Annotated in this window: 15 protein-coding genes; 4 read left to right on the top strand and 11 right to left on the bottom strand. The window is 74.2% G+C overall.

Annotated elements, in window-relative coordinates; genetic code table 11:
- Positions 1-34 precede the first annotated feature (34 nt).
- Entirely contained in the window at positions 35-1,123 is a 1,089-nt protein-coding gene (gene wecB, locus LDL48_RS20040) for a non-hydrolyzing UDP-N-acetylglucosamine 2-epimerase (RefSeq protein ID WP_225256704.1), read from the top strand.
- On the opposite strand, the gene LDL48_RS20035 is transcribed toward wecB, so the two are convergent.
- The 4 genes from LDL48_RS20035 to LDL48_RS20020 all read right to left on the bottom strand — a co-directional run bounded on the left by LDL48_RS20035 (position 1,099) and on the right by LDL48_RS20020 (position 6,600).
- Positions 1,099-2,112 (bottom strand): glycosyltransferase family 2 protein, encoded by a 1,014-nt coding sequence (locus LDL48_RS20035; RefSeq protein ID WP_225256703.1) that lies wholly within the window; start codon positions 2,110-2,112, stop codon positions 1,099-1,101. The genes wecB and LDL48_RS20035 overlap by 25 nt on opposite strands.
- Complete coding sequence (locus LDL48_RS20030; RefSeq protein WP_225256702.1) at positions 2,105-3,703, bottom strand: hypothetical protein; 1,599 nt, start codon at positions 3,701-3,703, stop codon at positions 2,105-2,107. Before LDL48_RS20030 ends, LDL48_RS20035 begins: the two co-directional genes overlap by 8 nt.
- Positions 3,704-3,836: 133 nt before the next feature.
- The gene (locus LDL48_RS20025) at positions 3,837-4,562 is read right to left on the bottom strand and encodes a Rossmann-fold NAD(P)-binding domain-containing protein (RefSeq protein WP_225256701.1); all 726 of its coding nucleotides are present in this window, start codon (positions 4,560-4,562) and stop codon (positions 3,837-3,839) included.
- A gap of 1 nt (position 4,563) precedes the next feature.
- Complete coding sequence (locus LDL48_RS20020; RefSeq protein WP_225256700.1) at positions 4,564-6,600, bottom strand: glycosyltransferase; 2,037 nt, start codon at positions 6,598-6,600, stop codon at positions 4,564-4,566.
- Between the two features lie 139 nt (positions 6,601-6,739).
- Here LDL48_RS20020 and LDL48_RS20015 point away from each other — a divergent pair, with 139 nt between their 5' ends.
- Both LDL48_RS20015 and LDL48_RS20010 read left to right on the top strand, forming a co-directional pair.
- Entirely contained in the window at positions 6,740-9,019 is a 2,280-nt protein-coding gene (locus LDL48_RS20015; RefSeq protein WP_225256699.1) for a glycosyltransferase, read from the top strand.
- Between the two features lie 209 nt (positions 9,020-9,228).
- Positions 9,229-9,720: a CAP domain-containing protein gene (locus LDL48_RS20010; protein ID WP_308016471.1), complete on the top strand. Its 492-nt coding sequence runs from the start codon at positions 9,229-9,231 to the stop codon at positions 9,718-9,720.
- Between the two features lie 107 nt (positions 9,721-9,827).
- On the opposite strand, the gene LDL48_RS20005 is transcribed toward LDL48_RS20010, so the two are convergent.
- The 7 genes from LDL48_RS20005 to ftsY all read right to left on the bottom strand — a co-directional run bounded on the left by LDL48_RS20005 (position 9,828) and on the right by ftsY (position 19,704).
- Positions 9,828-10,847, bottom strand: coding sequence for an O-methyltransferase (locus LDL48_RS20005; RefSeq protein ID WP_225256698.1), 1,020 nt, complete (start codon positions 10,845-10,847; stop codon positions 9,828-9,830).
- Positions 10,848-10,944: 97 nt separating this feature from the next.
- Positions 10,945-13,428, bottom strand: a complete 2,484-nt coding sequence (locus LDL48_RS20000; RefSeq protein WP_225256697.1) for a glycosyltransferase family 2 protein — start codon at positions 13,426-13,428, stop codon at positions 10,945-10,947.
- 41 nt (positions 13,429-13,469) lie between these two features.
- Positions 13,470-15,713 carry a [protein-PII] uridylyltransferase gene (locus tag LDL48_RS19995; protein WP_225256746.1) on the bottom strand — a complete coding sequence of 748 codons (2,244 nt, stop codon included), beginning with the start codon at positions 15,711-15,713 and terminating at the stop codon, positions 13,470-13,472.
- 14 nt (positions 15,714-15,727) lie between these two features.
- Positions 15,728-16,066, bottom strand: coding sequence for a P-II family nitrogen regulator (locus LDL48_RS19990; protein WP_225256696.1), 339 nt, complete (start codon positions 16,064-16,066; stop codon positions 15,728-15,730).
- A gap of 25 nt (positions 16,067-16,091) precedes the next feature.
- Positions 16,092-17,486, bottom strand: a complete 1,395-nt coding sequence (locus LDL48_RS19985; RefSeq protein ID WP_225256695.1) for an ammonium transporter — start codon at positions 17,484-17,486, stop codon at positions 16,092-16,094.
- A 220-nt stretch (positions 17,487-17,706) separates the two neighbouring features.
- Complete coding sequence (locus LDL48_RS19980) at positions 17,707-18,504, bottom strand: phosphotransferase (RefSeq protein WP_225256694.1); 798 nt, start codon at positions 18,502-18,504, stop codon at positions 17,707-17,709.
- A gap of 42 nt (positions 18,505-18,546) precedes the next feature.
- Positions 18,547-19,704 (bottom strand): signal recognition particle-docking protein FtsY, encoded by a 1,158-nt coding sequence (gene ftsY, locus LDL48_RS19975; protein ID WP_225256693.1) that lies wholly within the window; start codon positions 19,702-19,704, stop codon positions 18,547-18,549.
- 177 nt (positions 19,705-19,881) lie between these two features.
- Between ftsY and LDL48_RS19970 the strand changes: the two genes are divergently transcribed.
- Positions 19,882-21,573, top strand: coding sequence for an alkaline phosphatase D family protein (locus tag LDL48_RS19970; RefSeq protein ID WP_225256692.1), 1,692 nt, complete (start codon positions 19,882-19,884; stop codon positions 21,571-21,573).
- Positions 21,574-21,611: the final 38 nt, after the last annotated feature.

Genomic DNA, 21,611 nt, shown 5'->3' with positions numbered 1-21,611 from the left:
GGCGACACCCCCGACGTCGTAGTGGAGATTCCGCATGTCCGGTCCGGTCCTGCACGTCACCGGCGCACGACCCAACTTCCCCAAGGCCGCGCCGGTGCTGCGCGCCCTGGACTCCCTCGGCGTGCCGCAGCGCCTGCTGCACACCGGGCAGCACTACGGCGAGCAGATGTTCGAGGTCTTCTTCCGGCAGCTGGGGCTGCCCGCCCCGGACATCAACCTGGGCGTCGGATCCGGCACCCACGCCCGGCAGACCGCGGCCATCATGACCGGCCTGGAGGACGTGCTCGCCGAGGTACGCCCGGCCCTGGTCGTGGTGTACGGCGACGTGAACTCCACGGTCGCCGCCGCGCTGGTGGCGGCGAAGCTGGGCGTGCCGGTGGCGCACGTCGAGGCGGGCCTGCGCAGCTTCGACCCGAGCATGCCGGAGGAGGTCAACCGCATGGTCACCGACCGCCTCTCCGACCTGCTCTTCGCCACCAGCCCGGACGCCGTGGCGCACCTGGGCAACGAGGGCGTCCCGGCCGGGCGGATCCACCTGGTCGGCAACCCGATGATCGACACGCTGCTGGCCAACCTGGACCGGTTCGACGAGACCGCGGCCCGGGCCGCGCACCACCTGGGCGGCCGGTACGTCGTGGCCACCCTGCACCGGCCGGCCAACGTGGACGGTGCCGGCGACGCGTCCGCGCTGGTGAAGGCGCTGCACGGGGTGGCCGCCCAGGTCCCGGTGATGCTGCCGCTGCACCCCCGCGGCCGGGACAGCCTGCAGCGTGCCGGGTTGTTCGACCACCCGGGCGTCCGGGTCATCGACCCGCTCGGCTACGTCGAGTTCCTCGGCCTGGTCCGCGGCGCCGCGGCCGTGGTGACCGACTCGGGTGGCGTCCAGGAGGAGACCACCATGCTGGGCGTGCCGTGCCTCACCATCCGCCCCAACACCGAACGGCCGGTGACCATCACCCACGGCACCAACCGGCTGGTCACCCGCGAGCGGCTGGCCGACGAGGTGGAGCGCTGCCTGGCGGCGGGACGGCCGCAGACCTGGCCGACGCCGCCGCTCTGGGACGGCGGGGCCGGCGCCCGGATCGCCGGCGTGATCCGTCAGTTCCTCGACGGGCGTTCGTAACCGGCCCGGTCCGCACCGGCCGACGCGGTCCACTGCTCCGGCACCGTCTCGACCGCGGTCCGGGTGACCGGCGTCCCGGTGCGCTCCTGCACCAGGTACCGCGGGCGGGCCCGGACCTCCTCGTGGATCCGGGCCAGGTACTCGCCGATCACGCCGAGACCCAGCAGGATGAACGTGCCCATCACGAGCAGCAGCAGGATCACCGTCGGGAAGCCGGCCACCGATCCGCCGCTCATCCAGCGCACCAGCGTCTGGACGCCGAGCACCACGGAGAACGCCGCGAAGCCCAGGCCGCCCACCGTGACCACGTGCAGCGGCGCCGCGGTGAACGAGGTGAGCCCGTTCACCGCCAGCCGGAAGAGCGACGACACCGTCCACCGGGAGCGCCCGCCCGCCCGATGGTCGATGTCCACCTCCACCACCGCCCGGCGGAACCCGATCCAGCTGCTGGTGCCGCGGAAGAAGCTGGCGTGCTCGGGCAGGCTCAGCAGCGCGTCCACCGCGGTCCGGGAGAGCAGCCGGAAGTCGGTCGCGTTGACCAGATCCACCGTGGTGAGCCGGGTGAACGTCGCGTTGAACAGCCGGGCCGCCAGCCGGTTGGTGATCGACTGGCCGGTGCGGTTGCGCTTCACCGCCTCGACCACGTGCGCGCCGTCGCGCCAGCAGCGCACCATCGCCGGGATCGCGCCGGGCGGGTGCTGCAGATCCGAGTCGATCACCACCACCGCGTCGCCCGCGGCGTGCTCCAGCCCGGCCAGCACCGCCTGTTCCTTGCCGAAGTTGCGGGACAGCTGCACGCCACGGACCCGGGGATCCCGCCGGCCGTGGTCCCGCACCCGCCGCCACGAGTCGTCGGCCGAACCGTCGTCGACCAGCACCAGCTCGTACCGGTGCCCGTCGAGCACCTCGGCGAGCCGGTGCACGAACCGGTCGACGCCCGCACCCTCGTTGTAGATCGGGGCGACCACGGAGATCAGTGGATCAGGCACAGAACCGGACCCCGGCCAGGTGCTGCGCGGCGACGTCGAGGGACTCGTCGAACCGCCGCAGGCTGAACGCGGAGTCGGCGTACCGGATCCGGAACTCCTGCCGCAGCGCGCACCGCCGGGCGTTGCCCGCGGCGCTCCGGTCGAACCGGGCCATCTCCCCGGCGACCCGGTTGGCCAGCTGCGCCGGTGCGCCGGCCCCGAGCCGGTCGGCGTACCGCTTGTTGGCGGCCGCGGTGACCACCCCGGACGCGGCCAGCACCACGATCAGCACGGCCGGCCCGGCGCGGCGGAACCGCGGCCCGGTCAGCACCGCGTGGCCCAGCGCGGTGAGCAGCAGCGCCCCGGCGGCCGCGGTCACCGCGGTGTCCCGCCACCCCTGGCCCCACCGGCCGTCCGCCACCAGCGCCTGCACGTCCGCGTTCAGCCCGCCCAGCGTGCCACCGAGCACGATCAGCGCGACCGCGGACACGATCACCCCGGCGATCTGCCGCCGGTCCACTCCGGACAGCCGGGGCAGGTCCCGGATCGCCCGCCACCCCAGCCCGGCCAGCACCACCAGCGCCAGCACCGGCATCAGGCCGCCCAGCCACGGCCGCCCGCCCTCGGTCGCGGTACGCCACATCAGCGGCGGCAGCCATGCCACCATCCGGACCGGCGCCGCGGCCAGCACGTCCGGACCGAGCGCCACATCCGAACCCCGGTAGCAGGCGCCGTCCGCACAATGGCTGTAGATGACCGCGCGCACCACCCCGAAGACCGGCAGGAAACCCAGCCACAGCAACGCGATCACCCGGGCCGGCGCACCGGTCAGCACCTGCCGGGGATGACCCAGCAGCACGATCAGGCCGCGCACCAGCACGGCGACGGTGGCGAACGGCAGGGCCAGATAGGCGATCTCGTTGAACGACGCCAGCGCCGCCCCGCCGAGCAGCAGCAGCCCGCCCCGCCACCGGCCGATCCGCCGCCGCTCCCGGTCCACCCGGCAGACCGCGGCGGCGACGCCCAGCACCAGCGCCCCGGACAGCAGATACGTCCCGCCGAACAACACCACCGGACTGGCCGAACCGGCCGCGACCAACCCGGCGCCGGCTGCGAACGGCACGGTGGCGGCCAGCCGCGACGGCGCCTGCCGGAACAGCCGGCCGCGGTTGACCAGGCACTCCGCGAACATCACCGCCGCCACCGTGAGCACCACCGCGCTGACGAACGAGACCAGCCGGAACGACACGTTGACGGGCAGTCCGAGCAGGCTGGTCAGCGCGTACGCGGCCAGGTCGAGCGACTTCTCCAGCATCCGGCCGAGCGGCCGGAAATTACCCAGCCGAAGGTACGTGTCGACGGTGCCGAGCGTGTGCCGGACGATGCCCGCCGGATCGCCCGCGAACATCCCACCGTGCCAGTAGAGGTTGTACCGGTGGTCGGCGGTCGGTGCCAGCGCGACCAGCGGCGCCAGCACGGTGAGCGGCACCAGGACCGACCGCCGCAGCGTACGCCGCCACAGGATGCCGAACCGGGGCGCGGGCGGAACCGGCGGGACGGGCGCCGCCGGAACACGAACGGACGGCGGCGCATCGATCGTCTCGGTGGTCACGTACCTGCAACGAGGCCCGCGAGCACGGAGTGACGCGGGCGCGGTCCCGGGTGCCGGTCAGCCGACCGGGGTCTCCTCGCAGGAGGGCCCCCCGGGAGGTGCATTCCCGGCCCACGGGGCTATGTGCGCAGCTTCAGGCCAGAAGGTCGGCCAGGGACGGCGGCCGGTCCGGGTCGATCACCGCGGTACGTACGCAACCATGGTCGGTGAACAGCCGGGTCAGGCGCTCGGTGAGCAGGTCGTCCCAGGGCACGTCGGGCCGGTGCCGGTGCCAGGTCGAAGCGTCCGGCAGGTACTCCAGCACGAGCCCGGGCGCCCGCGCCGACCGGAACGCCGGGCTGTCCGTGACCACCACCGGGCGGTGGTCCGGCTGCACCACGATCCGCTGCGCCAGGGCCCGGGTGAAGGCGCGCAACGTCTCCGGCGTCAGGCCGATCGCGACGTAGACGTGGGTGGGCGGGGCGGTGGCCAGCGACCGGTCCGGGCGGGCGGTGCGCGTCGCCGGCGGGCGGGGGCGGAACCGGCGTACCGTCCGCACGGCCGGGCCGGCCAGGTCGACCAGCGTGCGGCCCAGCCGGTAGGCGCGGCTGCGGCGCAGCGCGCGTACCGCGTCGTGGTGCTGGTCCCGCTCGCGGACCACCTCGTCGTGCCGGGCCCGCCAGTCGTCGCGTTCCGCCTCCAGCGTGCGCAACCGCCCGGCCAGCGCGGCCAGTTCCCAGCGCGCGCGTTCCAGGGTGCGGTCCGGCGTCCGGACCGGGTCCGCCGGCGGCGCCGGCCGGTGCGACGTATCCGTTGCCGCCCCGACAGGCCGTGGACGAGACGGCCCGGTCAGGTCGCCGGTCCATCCACCGGTCTGCACGTCAGGCTCCGATCCGGGCGGGCGCGCCACAGTGCGCGCCGATCCACGCCGCGGCCGCCGCGGCACCGTTGTCGAACGCGAGGTCCGCGCAGCGCCGGGCGAGGGCGGCACGGACGTCGGACCGGGCCGCGACGGTGAGCACGTCGGCCAGGTCCGCGCCGGGCTCGGCGCAGAGCGCGGCGCCCGCGGCGGCGGCGAACCGGGCGCGGGCCAGCTGGTCGTCGGTGGCCGCCGGGTCGGGTACGAACACCGTCGGCACCGTCGCGGCCAGCAGTTCGTGGAACGTGGTGTAGTCGGCCGCCGCCACGGCCAGGTCGGCGGCCCGGAGCGCGCCGGCGTCCGCCTCGATCACCCGGAATTCGGGGACCGCCGCGGACACTCCGCGCAGCAGCAGCGCGGGTTCGCCGGTCACCCCGGCCGCGGCCCGGGCCGCGTCCCGGTCCAGCAGGTCGCCCCGGTCCAGGCGGGTGATCGGCGGGACCTCGGTCACCGGCGTACGGTCGGCCACGGTCCAGCCCTCGTCGCCCGCTGCGGCGAACTCGCCCGGTGCCAGCACCGCGTCGAACGCGGCGGCCCGGCCCTGCCATTCCAGCCCGGTGCCGCGCCGCCACATCGCCGGCCGGATCCACAGCCAGGCCACGTCCGGATGGTCCGCGGTGGCGGCGAGCACGCCGTCGTGCGGCAGCCCGTCCAGCACCACCGCGCGGGCGTGGTGCAGGGCGATCAGGTGCCGCAGCCGGTCGCGCAGGAAGCCGGACCAGCGCGCCGGGCGCACGTCGAGCGCGGCCCGGCTCGGCAGGTACTCGGTGAGCGGGCCGTCCGGGGGCAGCCGGGGTGAGCCGGTGACCAGCACCGGGGCCAGGTCGCCGGGCAGCCGCCGGGCGATCGCCAGGAGCCGGTCGGGCTGGTCGCCGAGCAGCAGCACCCGGGTGGCCGGGCGGGCCGGTGCGGGCGCCGGGCGGGGCGCGGGGACCGGGTGGGACCGGCGGGACGGGCGCAGGCCGAGCCGGGACAGGTGCGCGTCGCTGCCGTACCGCCGCTCCACGAACTCCCGCGCCCGCTTCACCACCAGCTGGTACCGCGCCCGGTCGGCGTGCAGCGCCCGGGCCAGGTCGCGGACCCCGGCCGGTTCGGCGTAGAGCGCCGCGTCGCCGAAGGTGCCGCGGAAGTGCTCGCCGACGATCACCGGCACGCCGGTGGCCATCGCCTCGAGGATGGTGCGGCCCAGCGCCTCGACCCACCGCGGGTCGTGGAAATAGACGAAGACATCGATGGTACGCAGGAAGTCCCGCGGCTGTTCCGCGCCGAACTCGACCGCCTCCCAGTTCGACGGCAGCCCACCGATCCGGGCGGCGGCGATCTCGGCACCGCCGAGGATCCGCACCCGCACGTCGCCGGAGTCCGGGTACGCCTGGCGGATCTGCTCGGGGTCGCGGGGCCACTTCACCGGATCCGGGCGCCCGTGCCGGCCGATCACCGGCACCGCGCCGACCGGGCCGTCGCGGTCCGCCCACCACTCACGCACGTCGATGATCTCGTGCCAGTCGGTACGCGGCAGCGGCAGGTCCGGCGCCACCCGCTGCAGGTGTTCGCGGACCGGGGGACTGATCGGCGCCCAGGCCACATCCGGACCGAAGTACCGGGTGATCCGTTCCCGTACCTCGGCGACCGCGTAGTAGCACTGGTCGTCGGCGGCGTCGCCGGGCGGCTGGTTGACCACCAGCACGGTGCGGTCGGCCCGGACCACCGGCGGCACCGCGAGATCGTGGGTGAAGATCCGCGGTTGCCGGATGACCAGCAGCCGGGCGTCCACCGGGTCGCCGTCGTGTGCCAGGTCGGCGAGGCCGTCGCGCAGGCACGCCACGATCCGCGGATGGAACGGCCGGGCGTGCCGTAGATGCGGCGACGGGACGTGGATGAGCACGGTGGACACTCCGGCGGCGGCCTGGGCCTGCACCTCGGCCACGATGCTCGCCGAGTTGCCGCCGGGGTACCGCAGGTCGGAGAGGATCGCCACGTCGTACACGGTCGCGGACATCGAACACCCCCGTCCCACCGATCCCGCCTTCCCCGGCTCAACGAAGGGATGGACCGGACGACACGGACAAATCGCCCCCTCCCGGCCACTGCCTCGTTGTCCCTGCGGGGGAGACGCTTCACGAGGGGGAACACCGGCGATGCGCAACCAGACTGGACAGGACCCGCTCGCCGTGGCCGCGCTGCGCGCCGGCTCGGTCGAGTCGCGCGAGCTGCTGGCCCGCGCGGCCGGCGCGACGACGGTACGGGACCTGCTGTCCGGCGCCGTCCCCGACCCGGACCCGTGGCCGGCGGGCGAACTGGCCCGGGTGATGGCGCTGCAGAATCTGCGCCCGAGCGACCGCGCCGACGCGCTGGCGCTGTGCGAACTGCTGCACGACAGCGGTCCGGTGGCACCGGAGCATCAGATCCTGCACGTCCAGCTGACGTTCGCGGCCGGCGACCGGGACCGGACCGTGGAACTGCTCCGCGCGTACCCGGATCTGGCCGGGCCGGTGCGCACCGCGCTGACCGTGGATCTGGCCAACCCGCACGCCGGCGGCACCGGCGCCTGGGACTTCGCGGCGCTGCTGCCCGACCCGGCGGTCCAGGTGGCGGACGGGCCCGGCGCGCCGTTCGACCGGCTCACCACCGGGTACGCCCAGCGCGCCGGCCACGCCGAGCGGATCACCACGATCGTCACCACCTACCGGCCCGGCCCGGAACTGCTCACCGCGGTGCGGTCGCTGGCCGCGCAGACCTGGACCAACCACGAGATCCTGGTGGTGGACGACGGCTCGCCGTACGGCCACGACGAGGTGCTGCGCCGGGCCGCCGCCCTGGACCCCCGGATCCGGGTGATCCGGCTGGACGTCAACGCCGGCACGTACGCCGCCCGCAACGCCGGCCTGGACGCCGCCACCGGCGACTACGTGACGTTCCAGGACTCCGACGACTGGTCGCATCCGCTGCGCCTGGAGACCCAGGCGGCGCCGCTGCGGGACGACCCCGCGGTCTTCTCCACCACGTCCACCGGCCTGCGGGTCACCCCGGAACTCCTGGTGACCCGGCTGGGCTTCGCGGACACCCGCTCGTACAACCTGTCCTCGCTGATGTTCCGGCGGGCCGACGCGCTCCGCCGGGTCGGTCACTTCGCCGCGGTCCGCAAGGGCGCCGACGCCGAGTACGTGGAACGCGCCCGGGCCGTGTTCGGCCGCCCGGCCACCCGGCACCTGGACGGGCCGCCGCTGGCGCTGATCCGACTCTCGCCGGCCTCACTGTCCAGTTCGGACTACCGGCCGGGCTGGATGCACCCGGCCCGGCGCTCGTACCTGTCCGCGTTCCAGGCCTGGCACCGGCACCTCGCCACCGGCGCCGCGGCGGTCTCCGATCCGCGCCGCTGTGCCGCACCGCGCCGGCTGCTCGGCCGCACCGGGCGCCGCACCTACGACGTGGTGCTCGCCGCGGACTGGACCCTGCCGGACGCCGGTCTCGGCCAACTGCGCGCGCTGCGCGCCCGCGGCCTGCGCGCCGCCGTGCTGCACCTGGACGACTTCGCGAACCTGCGCCACCGGCTGGCGAACTTCGACCCGGAGATGCAGGACGCGGTCAACGCCGGCGAGGTGGACCAGATCGAGCTCTGCGACGACGTCCGCGCCCGGCTGGTGGTGGTGCGGTCCCCCGCCGTGCTGCGGTTCCCGCCCACCGGCCCCAGCGCGGTCCGGGCCGGGCGGGTGGTCGTGGAGACCGGCGCCGGCACCTGGTCCCGGCGCTGCGTGACGTCGTCCCGCCGGCTGTTCGGGGTCGACCCGCTGTGGGCGCCGACCGGACCGGCCGGCCGGCGACGGCTCGTCGCGGCACCCGGCGGACTCCCGCTGACCGCGGTGGACCTGCCCGGCACCGTGGACGCCGACCGCTGGCGACTGGACCGCCGCGGCCCGCGCGCCGACCGGCCGGTCGCCGGCCGGCACTGTGTCGGCGACCGGGCGGAGTGGCGCCGGCTCCGCGACGAGCTGCCGGACCCGACCCGGATCGACGTACGGCTGCTGGACGGCACCGGCGCGTCCCGCCGCGCGTTCGGGGCGCACGGTGCACCGCGCGACTGGCTGGTCTACGGCGCCGGCGAGGTGACCCTGCGCAGCTTCCTGTACCAGGTGGACTTCTATCTGCACCTGCCGGCCGAGGACGCGCTCACCGACCCCGAACCCGGCGTGCTGGCCGCGATGGCCGCCGGCTGCGTACCCGTGCTGCCGTACCGCTTCTCCGGCACCTTCGGCGACGCCGCCCTCTACAGCGCACCGCCGGAGGTCGCCGACACCATCCGCACGCTGCACGGCCGCCGCACCGAACTGCACCGGCTCAGCGAGCGCAGCCGGGCCTTCGTGCAGTCCCTGCACCACCACGACCGGTACGCCGAGCGCGTCGAATCACTGACCGGCTGAACCCGTACCGCAACCGACGGAGGCGACCCACAACCGGCTCGCACCCGTCGCATTCGCATGTCCGCAACCGGCCTCTCCTACCTACCCGTCCGGCAACTCAAGGGCCACGGGCAGGCACCTGAGTAGGCCTTCATGGCATCACCACAGGGCCGAACGGAGACGGTGAGCCCGGCGGAAACGAGCCGGGGCCGTCAACGAGAAGGGCACTGATGATGCGTACGTCGATCGCTCGCCGCCTGGTCCAGCTCGCCCTCGTTCCCGCCGCTCTGCTCGGCGTCCTCGTGGTGGCGGCGCCGGCCCAGGCAGCCGCGCCGACGACGGTGCGCCTGCAGTCCGACATCGTGGCGTGGACCAACGCGGTACGGAAGAGCGCCGGCTGCGCGCCGGTCCGGCTGGACGCCAAGCTGGCGCTCGCGGCCCGCAGCCACAGCGCCTGGATGGCCCGCTACGGCAAGTTCAGCCACACCGGCAGCGGCGGCTCCACGTTCGTCGTCCGGGTCAAGCGCGCCGGCTACGTCGCGCCGCTGAGCGAGAACATCGCCTGGGGCTACCGCGACGGCCGCCAGGTGGTCACCGCGTGGATGAAGAGCCCCGGCCACCGCGCCAACCTCCTGAACTGCCGCGCCAAGGCGGTCGGCGTCGGCGCCGTGTACGCCGCCAACGGCACCACGTACTTCACCCAGGAGTTCGGCAGCCGCTGATTGTCCCGGGCCGGCCCCCGCCGGTCCGACGTGGGCGCGTTCCCCGCGCCGCCCGCGACCGCGCCCTCCGCCTTCCCCCGAGGCGGGGGGCGCGTTGTCGTACCGGCTCAGGAGGGCAACGGCGCCAGCGTCGGCGCGAACGACAGCGCCGTGTACCGGCCGGCCAGCCGGCGCTCCGGGCTGAGCCCGTCGAAGCCCCACTGCCGCGGCGCCACCCGCCCCTCCGGACGTGCCGCCTCCTCGATCACCACCGCCGCACCGGACGCCAGCCGCCGGCCCAGCACGTGCAGCGCGGGCGGCAGGGCGTCCGCCGGAGTCGCGGACGGGCCGTCCACCACGAGCAGATCGATGTCGTGCAGGCCGTCCAGCGCGTCCACGTCGTACCAGTCCACCGTGCGGCCGTCCAGCGACAGCTCGGTCAGCGGCGCGTGGAGGACCTGCACCGCGCCGAGTCCGTGCGACCGCAGCAATGCCCGGCTCCGCTCGGCCTGCTCCGCGTCGTGCTCCACCACCACCAGCCGGCCGGCCGACTCCAGCGCGTACCCCAGCCAGATCGTCGCCGGGCCGGCGCCCAGCGCGACCACCAGCTTCGGCTTCCGGCCGCGCACGATGTGCAGCAGGCCGAGCAGGTCGGACGGGCGCGGGCCGGACTCCGCGGCCGGCATCGGCGCACGCGGCGAGACCGTCTGGAACAGCTGGACCAGCGCCTCGATCTCCCGGTTCTGCTCACCCAGCAGCAGCTCGGCACCGGGCGGGGTGAGCCGCTCGGCCCGCGCGACCGCATCGAGCACCTCCTGGTGCCGGTCGCCGGCCGCCAGCCGTTCCTTCTCCACGGCCGCGACCAGCCGGCGCTGCAACTGCTCCACCACGATCCGCAGATCCCGCACCGCGGCCTGATCGGCACGGTGCAACGCCCGCACCCGCCGGGACAGGTGCACGACGCCGGCCAGCGTCGCGGCCAGGAGTAACGCGAGGGCGGACGTGGCCACCGCGGCGTGCCCGGTGGCGGACGCGACGGTGACCCCGAGGCAGAGCACCGCCATCACGCCCAGGCCGATCGCCTGCCGCGACGTGAGGCTGTGCAGCCGAACCGCCTGACGTCGACCGAACTGGACCAGGCTGCTCACCGGTCACGTCCTCCCTGCACAGCAAGATCGCCACAAACCACACACCCCTAACGCGCCAACCACGCCGCCCGTTACGCGCACCCGCCGTCGCGACGCGCTAGGGGGTCGGGGTGGCCGAGGACGGGACGCGCGGGGGCGGGACCGGCGGGGAGTCGAGGAGGGTGGTGATCAGGTCCACGAAGGGACCGGGGGTGTGGGCGTTCGTGGTGACCAGGCGGGCGCGGCGGCTTTGTTCGGCGTAGGCGGCGGCGTCCGTGGCGTAGCGCCGGATCACGTCTCCCGCGGTGGCCGGGTCGGTGTAGACCGCGGCGTCGCCGTACAGCGCCGCGAACCGCTCCGGCATCAGGACCACGCAGCCGACCGCGGCGGCCTCCAGGGCCGGGCGGGACAGCACCTCCTCCGCCCGGCGGTGCGGGAAGTGCAGGTAGAAGTCGAGCTGGTGCAGGAACGGGCGGGCGGCGATGTCCGCGGTCTCGTACACCAGCCAGGTCTTCGGCACGGTGACCTGGTTCTCGCCGCGCGGGCGGTCGGGCAGCCGGAGCCGGATGTCCACACCGGTCAGGCGGCGCGCGACCGCGAGCGCGTCGGGCAGGTCCGCGGGCCAGGTGCCGGCGTCGCACAGGTCGACACCGGCGATCGGCGGGCCGTCCGGCACCCCGGTGCGGGGCGCGCACCAGCCGGTGGTGTCGGTGACCGTGGGCAGGTCGGTGTCGGTCAGCGTGGCGTCCGTGTCGGTGACCCGGAGGGCGAGGCGGACGCCGGCGTCCTGCGGGCACCAGATCGGGTCCGCCGCGAACAGGTCGCGGGCGTGGGCGGTGCAGGTGGCCGGCACGTACCGCCGGTCCACCCCGTCGCCGCGGCGGGGCGCGCGGTCCGCCACGATCAGCGTCCGGCGCGGCCGGATCGCGCTGGTGCGGCCGGCGGTGAACTGCAACACCGCCGCCTGCCGCACGATCAGCAGCGCGGGCCGGCACTCCGCGGCCAGCGGAAGGTGGTCGATCACGCCGTCGTTGACCAGCTGCTGCACCGGCGCGGCCAGCGGATAGCGGCGGACGTACACCGCACGGAACGTCTCCAGCTGCACCACCGCGACCCGCAGCCCGGCCGCGACCAGGGCCCGGATCTCCTCGACCGCGGCCCGTTGCGCCCCTTCCAGGAACCGCCAGTCGGCGACCACCACCACGTCGTACTCGCGGGCGGGCGCGGCCAGCAGGTGCCGGGGCGCCGGGAACGGCCGGTCGGCGCCGTCGGCCGGCCGGTACGGCGACGCCTCACCCGCCGCCACGGTCCGGTGCCAGTGCAGGTACGCCGAGCTGTACGCCACCCGCGCCGGGTGCATCCAGTGCGCCCGGATCTCGTTGCGGGACAACGAGTCCACGGTCAGCCGGATCAGTGCCAGCGGGCGCGAGTCGACGTGCCGCACGGTCCGGGCACCGAACGCGGCCTGGATCCGTCCGATGTACTCCGAGTCGGCCGCCTTCCGCAGCGGGTCGAAGTAGCCGATCCGGCCCATCACCGCGGACCGCCGGAACAGCAACGACGACGGGTTGAACCGCCCGCTGCGCACGCCCGGCCGGGTGAGCAGCATCTGGTCGGTGACGGAGAGCCCGTCCGAGGTGGTCGCCATCACCCGGCGTTCCGCGAGCAGCGGCGCCACCTGCAGCTCCAGGCGGCGCGGGTGGGACCAGTCGTCGGAGTCCTGGAACGCCACGAACTCCCCGCCGCTGGCGTCGAGTCCGGCGTTGCGGGCCGCGTACGTGCCGCGGTTGACCGGCTGCCGCACCAACCGGATCCGGTCGCCCAGGGCCACCGCCCGCGCCAGGACCGGGTCGTACTCGGCGGGCGAGCCGTCGTCGACGATGATCACTTCGACGTTGCGCCAGGTCTGCCCGAGGATGGACCGCACCGCGGTGATCAGCCCCTCCCCCGGCCGGTACGCGGTCACCACGACGGACACCCGCTCCGGCGCCTCCACCCGGTGCGGCGGCGTCGCGGTCAGCCGGTCGAACGGCGGCAGGCCGGGATCACCGCCGAGCGTCGGGCGCGGCTCGGGCAGCATCGCCTGGAACACGGCCAGCCAGGGCGCGGACGGGCGCGGTCCGGTGAACGGGTTCAGCAGGTCGGCCTCGATCGCGGCCCGCACCTCGGGGCGGATCTGCCGGTACGCGCCGAGCAGCCGCGGCACCCGGTCCGGGGAGTCCCAGGCGAGCGTGAGCTGCGTGTGCAGGGCCTGGTTCGCCGGGGACAGCGCCTTCGGGCCGCACACCGCGCGGACCAGGTCGTACACCGCCAGCGCGTCGCGGCGGTCGGTCGGCAGCACGTCCTGCAGCGCGATGGTCTGCGCCAGGGCCGCGATCCGGCCCGGGTCCACCTGCCGCCGGCGCCTGCGCAGCCATCCGCGGTTGCCGTCCCGGGCGGCCGCCAGCAGGTCGTCCAGCGTGCCGGCGTCCCGGAGCGCGGCGCGGGCCAGCAGCAGCCGCGCGTCCATTGACCCGGTGCGGACGGCGGTGGCGGTCAGCGCGGTGCGCAGCCGCGACCCGATCACGGTGAGGTGGTCGTCGAGCAGTTGCGGTGGCTGCATACCTCAAGCAACGGAGCCGGCGCCGAATCGATGCGCGGCGCTCAGACCGCGCCCAGCACCGCCGCTTCCACCCGGGACCGGTCCGCCGCGTCCGACCACGCGCCGACCAGGTAGAAGGCGTCCACCACGTCACCGCCCAGAGTGGAGATCCGGGCCGCCCGCACCTCCGCGCCGGCCTCGTCGAGCGCGGTGGTCACCCGGTAGAGCAGGCCCGCCGAGTCGGCCGCCCGCAACTCCAGCACGACCGCGTCGGTGGCGGCTTCCCGGTGCCAGACCACGCGCGGCGACGCGGCGTTGCCCCGGCCGGTCATCGCGCGGGCGCGGAGCCGCTGGGTGACCGAGATGTCGCCGGCCGCGACCCGGCGCAGGTCGGCGGCGAGTGCCACCGGATCGGCGGGCGAGCCGTACCGGGGCTGGGTGCGGAACTCGACGATGGCCCGGCTGTCCACCGTGGACGCATCCGCGGTGACCACGTCCAGGCGGTGCATGGCCAGGCAGGCGGCGGCCGCGGCGAGCAACCCGCGCCGGTCCGCGGCGGCCACCGCGACCCGGTCGCCGTCGAGGTGCACCGCGGGCAGGTCGCCGTGCAGCAGTTCCGGGTCCGGCTCGGGCGGGGCCGGCGGTGCGCCGGTGTCCAGCGTGGTGTGCACCCGGCGGACCAGGTCCTCGATCAGCCGGCCCTTCCAGTCCGACCACGCCGCCGGGCCGGTGGCGTGCGAGTCGGCCCGGGCCAGCGCGTGCAGCAGGTCGAGCGTGGTGACGTCGCCGACCGCGTCGGCGACGGTGGCGATGGTGACCGGATCGCCGAGGTCCCGCCGGGTGGCCACGTCCGGCAGCAGCAGGTGCAGCCGGACCAGCTTCTCGACCGTGGCGACATCCGCCGGGGGCAGGCCGATCCGGGTGGCGATCTCCCGGGCGATCGGCGCGCCGACGATGCTGTGGTCGCCGGGCAGTCCCTTGCCGACGTCGTGCAGGAACGCGCCGACCAGCAACAGGTCCGGCCGGTCCACCTCCCGGGTGTACTGGGTCGCCTCGAACGCCGCCTGCACCAGGTGCCGGTCCAGCGTGTAGCGGTGCACCGGGTGGTGCTGCGGCAGGCTGCGGAGCCGGGCCCACTCCGGCAGCCACGCGTCGATCAGGCCGTACCGGTCGCAGGTCTCCCAGGTGGGCAGCAGGCCGGGGCCGGAGCCGAGCAGGGTGACCAGCGCGGCGCGGGCCGCCGGCGGCCACGGGGTGGGCAGCGGCGGGCAGAAGGCCGCCAGCCATTCGCTGGTGGCGCGTGCGATGGGCAGTTCCACGGTGGCGGCCGCGGCCGCCACCCGAAGCGACAGGCTGGGGTCCGGGACCGGGCCGATGGCGGTACGCGCGAGCACCAGTTCGCCGTCCTGTTCGACCACGTCCCGGGCCACCGGGCGGCGGATCGGCGGGCCGGACGGCATGCCCCGGCGGCGGCCGTTGCGCAGCCGGTCGGCCGCCCGCCAGGCGTCGTCCAGAGCGTGCGCGACGGTACGCGCGTCGCCCGCCACCCGGCGCAGCAGCGCGTCGCCGTCGTCGAGCCCGACCAGTTCCGCCACCGTGGCCCGTTCCTGGGCGACCAGCCGGTCCACCCGCCGCCCGACCGCCAGGTGCAGCGCGTCCCGGGTGTCGAGCAGGCGCAGGTCGGCCGCGCGGACCGCGGGGCGCATGGTGTCGGCGACGCCGGCCCGGCCGATGCCGCGCAGGATGGTGAGGTCGCGCAGCCCGCCGGCCGCCTCCTTGAGATCGCCCTCGAGCAGGAAGGCCAGTTCGCCGTGCGCCGCCCAGCGGCTCGCGGTCAGCTCCCTGAGCTGGGGCAGCAGGCGTACCGCGGTGCGCCGCCACTGGTCCCCCGCCGCGGCGACCAGTTCGGCGGAGAGCCGGGCGTCGCCGGCCAGGTGCCGGGCGTCGAGCAGGCCGAGCGAGACCTTGACGTCGTCGTGCGCCACGGACAGCGCCTCGGGCAGTGTGCGTACGGAGTGGTCGAGGCCGAGCCGGGCGTCCCAGATCGGGTACCACAGCGCGGAGGCGATCCGGTCGATGCCGGCCTGCCCGTTGTGCAGCAGGACCAGATCGAGGTCGCTGTGCGGCGCGCAGTCCCGCCGGCCCAGCCCGCCCACCGCGAGCAGGCTGACGCCGGGCAGGTGGCTGGGGAACATCGCGCCCAGCCACGCATCGAGCGCCGCCGCCCGTCGGGTGCGGGCGGCGGCGCCGATGTGTTCGCGCAATGCTTCCAGTGAGCCGTCGGTCGGTCCGGCGAGCGGAGCCAACGGCTCACTGATCACTACAGTGCGTCCAGCCCACGCTCGCCGGTACGTACCCGGACCACGTCCTCGACGCCGGTGACCCAGACCTTGCCGTCGCCGATCTTGCCGGTACGCGCCGCGGTGACCAGGGCGTCGACGACCTTCTCGACGTCGATCTCGTCGGTCAGCACCTCAACCTTGATCTTCGGTAGGAATTCGACGGTGTACTCGGCGCCCCGGTACACCTCGGTGTGGCCCTTCTGCCGCCCGTACCCCTGTACCTCGCTCACGGTGAGCCCGGCCACGCCGAGCGCGTGCAGAGCCTCCTTCACCGCGTCGAGCTGGTAGGGCTTGATGACCGCGGTCACCAGCTTCATGCTCAGTCCCTCCATCTCAACGAAATTAACCGGCGACCTTTTCGCTGCTCGCCTCGGGGGCGGTAGCAGCGGTGGACTTGCTGGACGGGTTGATCCCGGCCATGGCGAACGCGCCGCCGCTCGACCCGGTCGAGGGAGAGTAGTCGTACGCGCTCTCCGCGTGCTCGGCGACGTCGATGCCGTCGATCTCGGCCTCCTCCGTGGCGCGGAAGCCGATCGTCTTGTCGATCGCCTTGCCGAGCAGGAAGGCCACCGCGCCGGAGAAGATCGTCACGGCCAGGCCGGCGAGCGCCTGGCGGCCCAGCTGGGTGACGCCGCCGCCGTAGAACAGGCCGTCGGACGCGCCGACCACGTCGCCGATCGCGGCGTTCAGTTCGGTCGAGGCGAAGAAGCCGAGCCACAGCGAGCCGATCCAGCCGCCGATGAAGTGCACGCCGACGACGTCGAGCGAGTCGTCGTAGCCGAGCTTGTACTTCAGCGAGATGGCCAGGGCGCAGACCGCACCGGCGACCAGGCCGAGCAGGACCGACGCCCAGGGGGCGATGAAGCCACAGGCCGGGGTGATCGCGACCAGACCGGCGATGGCGCCGGAGGACGCGCCGACCAGCGTCGGCTTGCCGTCGCGGATCCACTCCACCACGATCCAGCCGAGCACCGCGGCGGCCGTGGCGACCTGGGTGTTGATGAAGGCCAGGCCGGCGATCGAGTCGACGGTGAGTTCCGAGCCGGCGTTGAAGCCGAACCAGCCGAACCACAGCAGGCCGGCGCCGAGCGCGACGAACGGCACGTTGTGCGGCTTGAACGCCTCACGCGGCCAGCCGACCCGCTTGCCGAGCGCGAGCACCAGGCCGAGCGCGGCGGCACCGGCGTTGATGTGCACCGCGGTACCACCGGCGAAGTCGAGCGCGTGCAGCTTGGCGCCGATCCAGCCGCCGCCCCACACCCAGTGCGCGACCGGGAAGTAGACGATCGTGGCCCACAGGCCGGCGAAGAGCAGCCAGCCGGCGAACTTGGTGCGGTCCGAGATGGCGCCGCTGATCAGCGCGACGGTGATCACCGCGAAGACCATCTGGAACGCCATGAAGACATAGATGGGTACGCCGATGCCGCTCGGGTTCTCCGCGGTGGCACCCCACAGGTCGCCCTCCGCGAGGAAGGTCTTGGTGCCCAGGTAGTCGCCGATGTTGCCGACGATTCCGCCCTGGTCCGCCCCGAAGGCCATGGAGAAGCCGTAGAACAGCCAAAGAATTGAGATGAGTCCGATGGCCGAGAAGCTCATCATCATCATGTTGAGCACGCCCTTGGACCGGTTCAGGCCGCCGTAGAACAGCGCCAGTCCCGGCGTCATGAGCAGCACAAGGGCGGTCGAAACCAGCAGCCAGACGGTGTTCGCTGGGTCGATCGCAGGTGCTTCAGGCACGCTGGCCTCCTAGAGTTGAGATCCCTCCCTCCCGGCTCAGCGTGGCAGCATCGCCTCTGGCCGGTTGGGCGGAAGCCTCTCGGCCCGCTGTTTCACGCACGGTCTACGCGCGATTTCCGACACGTGACCAGTTGTTTCCAACGTGTGAAGAAACTCTCACAAGGCCCGCCGGGAAACGGCTTAAACCGGGACAATGCGCCCGTCGAGGTCGTCGCCGCACTCAGCGGAGTGCGTACTCCAGGGTGTGTCGCTCGTAATCCAGCAGACGCAGATCGCGCATCGGGCGGCGCAGGTGCCCCTTGTGCACGATGCGGACGAAGGCCGGGTCACCGGCCGCGGCCATCCGCCGGATGCCCTCCACGTGGTCCACGATCCGCTTCCGGATGGTGCGCACCAGCCGGTGCCGGTCGCGCGGGATCAGCCCGTAGGCGTCCGCGAACAGCCGCAGCCGGCGCGGCCGGTTCGGCCGCTTCCATCCCAGGGTGTACGAGTCCCGGTCGCTGAACAGCGGCACCCAGGTCCACGCCGCGTACGCCACGTCGTAGATCCGGGCACCCGGCGAGGCCAGGTCGAAGTCGATCAGGGCGAGCGTGCCGTCCGGCCGCCAGACCACATTGTGCGGCGCGGCGTCGTGGTGGCAGATCACCTCGGCGTCCGGCGGCGGCGGCCCGAACGAGCGCCACACCGAGCCGGGCGGCGGGCGGAAACCATACTGGGCGTCGTGGAACATCCGCAGCATGGTGGCGACCGTGACCAGCGCCTCCTCGGTGGTCCAGTGCGGCGCGAGCGGGTACTCCCCGCACTCGCCGTCGAGGTACGACAGCACCTCGCGACCACGGTCGTCCATGCCCAGGGCATGCGGCGAGCCGGTGAAGCCGACCTTCTGCAGATGGTTCAGCAGGGAGTGCACCGCGGGCGTCCACGGCCCGGCGTTACGCCGGACGGTGTCCCCGACCCGGGACACCGTGCTGACGTTGCCGCCGTGCAGGGGAATCTCGCGGACGGGCTCTTGCGTCACCCACGCCCTCCCCTGGAATAGCCGGCCGGAACCCCGTAGAGCCTACGCGTCGGTGCCAAGCAGGGCCTCGACGAACGCGGCGGGCTCGAACGGCGCCAGGTCGTCCGGGCCCTCGCCCAGACCGACCAGTTTGACCGGGATGCCGAGCTTGCGCTGTACGGCGATGACGATGCCGCCCTTCGCCGTACCGTCCAACTTCGTCAGCACCACTCCGGTGACGTCCACCACCTCGGTGAACACCCGGGCCTGCTCCAGCCCGTTCTGCCCGGTGGTGGCGTCCAGGATCAGCAGCGTCTCGTCCACCGGGCCGTGCTTCTCCACCACCCGCTTCACCTTGCCGAGCTCGTCCATCAGGCCGACCTTGTTCTGCAGCCGGCCCGCGGTGTCCACCAGCACGGTGTCCACGCCGGTGTCGATGCCCCGCTTGACCGCGTCGAACGCGACGCTGGCCGGGTCGCCGCCCTCCGGCCCGCGGACCGTCTCGGCACCCACCCGCTCGCCCCAGGTGGCGAGCTGCTCGGCGGCCGCGGCCCGGAACGTGTCCGCGGCACCCAGCAGCACGGTCCGGCCGTCCGCCACCAGCACCCGGGCGATCTTGCCGCAGGTGGTGGTCTTGCCGGCGCCGTTCACGCCGACCACCAGCACCACCGCGGGCCGCCCCTCGTGCGGCGCGGTCTTCAGGCTGCGGTCCAGGTCCGGCTCCAGCGCCGCGGTGAGTTCCTCGGCCAGCTGGGTGCGCACCTCGCCGACGGTCCGGGTGCCGAGCACCCGGACCCGCTCGCGCAGCCGCTGCACCAGCACCTGCGTGGCCTCCACGCCGACGTCCGCGGAGATCAGGCTGTCCTCGATCTCCTCCCAGGCGTCCTCGTCCAGGTGATCCCGGGACAGCACGCCGAGCAGGCCCCGGCCGAACGCGTTCTGCGACCGGGCCAGCCGGGCCCGCAGCCGGACCAGCCGCCCGGCGGTGGGCTCCGGCGTCTCGATCAGCGGTGGCAGTTCGTCCGGCAGCGTCGGCAGGGTGACCGGCGGCGCCTCCGGAACCGTGTCGGCCGGCGCCTCGGCGGGCGGGCGTTCCAGCGTCGTCGTGCCGGCCCCGCCGACCGGCGGCTGCTCCCGGCGCCGGACCCGGGGCACGACCAGTCCGACCGCCCCCACCACGAGCACGACCAGCAAGATCACAGCGGCGACCACGTATTCCATGCCGAAATCCTGACAGATGCGCCGGGCGGGCGTGGCGTCGCCCGTCGGTGTCCCCCGGACGCCTCCGCGCCGCATCCTGCCCGGTTGACCGCTGGCGGTTTTCCGGCCGGGTGGGGACTATGGAGATCCTCGTCGTCGGAAAGGCTCTCCCATGCGCGCCCACCTGCCGGTTCCACGGTGACCGCCCACCTGCTCATCGGGCCGGTGCTGCGACGGGTGGCGGGCGACCGGGCGACGATCTGGGTGGAGACCACCGAGCCGGCGTACGTGCGGGTCGAGGCGGAGGGCGGCGGCGCCGGGTCGGCACCCACCTTCACCGCGTACGGGCACCACTACGCGATCGTGGTGGTGGAGAACCTGGTCCGGGGCGGCGCCAACCCGTACCGGGTGCTCCTCGACGACCGCGAGGTCTGGCCGGCCGGCGACTCGCCGTACCCCCGCTCGACGATCGTCACCCGGCCGGAGGACGACGGCGCGCACCCGGTCAGCCTGATCTTCGGATCCTGCCGGGAGGCGACGCCGCACGCGACCGGCCGGCGGCTGCCGCCGGACGCCCTGGACGCGTTCGCCCGGCGCCTGATGGCCGACCCGGACGACCCGGACCGGCGCCCCGACCTGATCGTGCTGCTCGGCGACCAGGTGTACGCGGACAAGCCCACCGCCAAGGTGAAACGCTTCGTCAAGCGGCGGCGCGCGGCCGGTCACGACGGCCCGTCCGACCAGGTGGTGTCGTTCGACGAGTACACCAAGCTCTACCTGGAGTCGTGGCGCGACCCGGAGGTGCGCTGGCTGTTCGCCACCGTGCCGACCGCGATGATCTTCGACGACCACGAGATCATCGACGACTGGAACACCTCGGCCGACTGGCGCCGGGACATGTCCGAGCAGTCCTGGTGGCGCGAGCGGATCTCGGCCGGCCTCGCGTCGTACTGGGTCTACCAGCACCTGGGCAACCTGGACCCGGACGAGCTCGCCGCCGACCCGCTGTTCAAGAAGGTCACCACGGTCGATGACGCCACCGACCTGCTGCACGACTTCGGGCTCATGGTGGACCGGCCGGAGGTCGCGGAGAACACCGACCAGCCGTACCAGTGGAGTTTCGCCCTGGACGTCGGCCGCACCCGCCTGGTCATGCTGGACAACCGCTGCAACCGGGTGCTCACCCCCGGGGCCCGCGAGATGCTGCCGGCCGCGGAGTGGAACTGGTTCGTGGACCAGGCCCACGGCGACTACGACCACCTGGTGGTGGGCTCGTCGCTGCCGTGGCTGATGCCGCCCGCCATCCACCACGTGGAAACCTGGAACGAGCGCCTGACCGACACGCCGGAACGCCGCGGGGCGGCGCTCGCCGAGAAGGTACGCCGGGCCGTCGACCTGGAACACTGGGGCGCGTTCAACCGCTCGTTCACGTCCCTGGCTGAGTTGTTCCGCCGCCTCGGCGAGGGCTCCGACGGCGCGCCCGGCCATCGCATCGGCGCCGGCGGGGCGTACGCCGCACCGGCCTCGATCAGCGTCCTCTCCGGCGACGTGCACCACTCGTACGTGGCCCGCGCCGACCTGGGCAGCGCCACCCGGACCCCGGTGCACCAGCTCACCTGCTCGCCGATCCACAACCAGGTGCCGGCGCCGATGCGGCCGCTCATGCGGTTCGGCTGGTCCCGGCTGGCCGAGAAGGCGATGGGGGCGGTGGCGCGGTCGGCCGGGGTGCGGCGGCCGGTGCTGAGCTGGCGGCGGCTGGCCGGGCCGTACTTTGGCAACGCGGTCGCCACGCTGCGGCACCACGGCTCGGCGGCCGAGGTGACCATCGACGGTACGACCACCGACGGCGAGCTGTTCGAGGTCGCCCGCGTCGACCTCCGCCAGCGCTGACAGATTCATCCCGCCCGATTGTTGTGCGTCGTCACTCA

This window comes from Jidongwangia harbinensis (assembly GCF_020216025.1).
Lineage (GTDB): Bacteria > Actinomycetota > Actinomycetes > Mycobacteriales > Micromonosporaceae > Actinoplanes > Actinoplanes harbinensis.
Note: the sequence above shows the minus strand (reverse complement) of the source record. Positions and strands in the feature narration are given on the sequence as shown.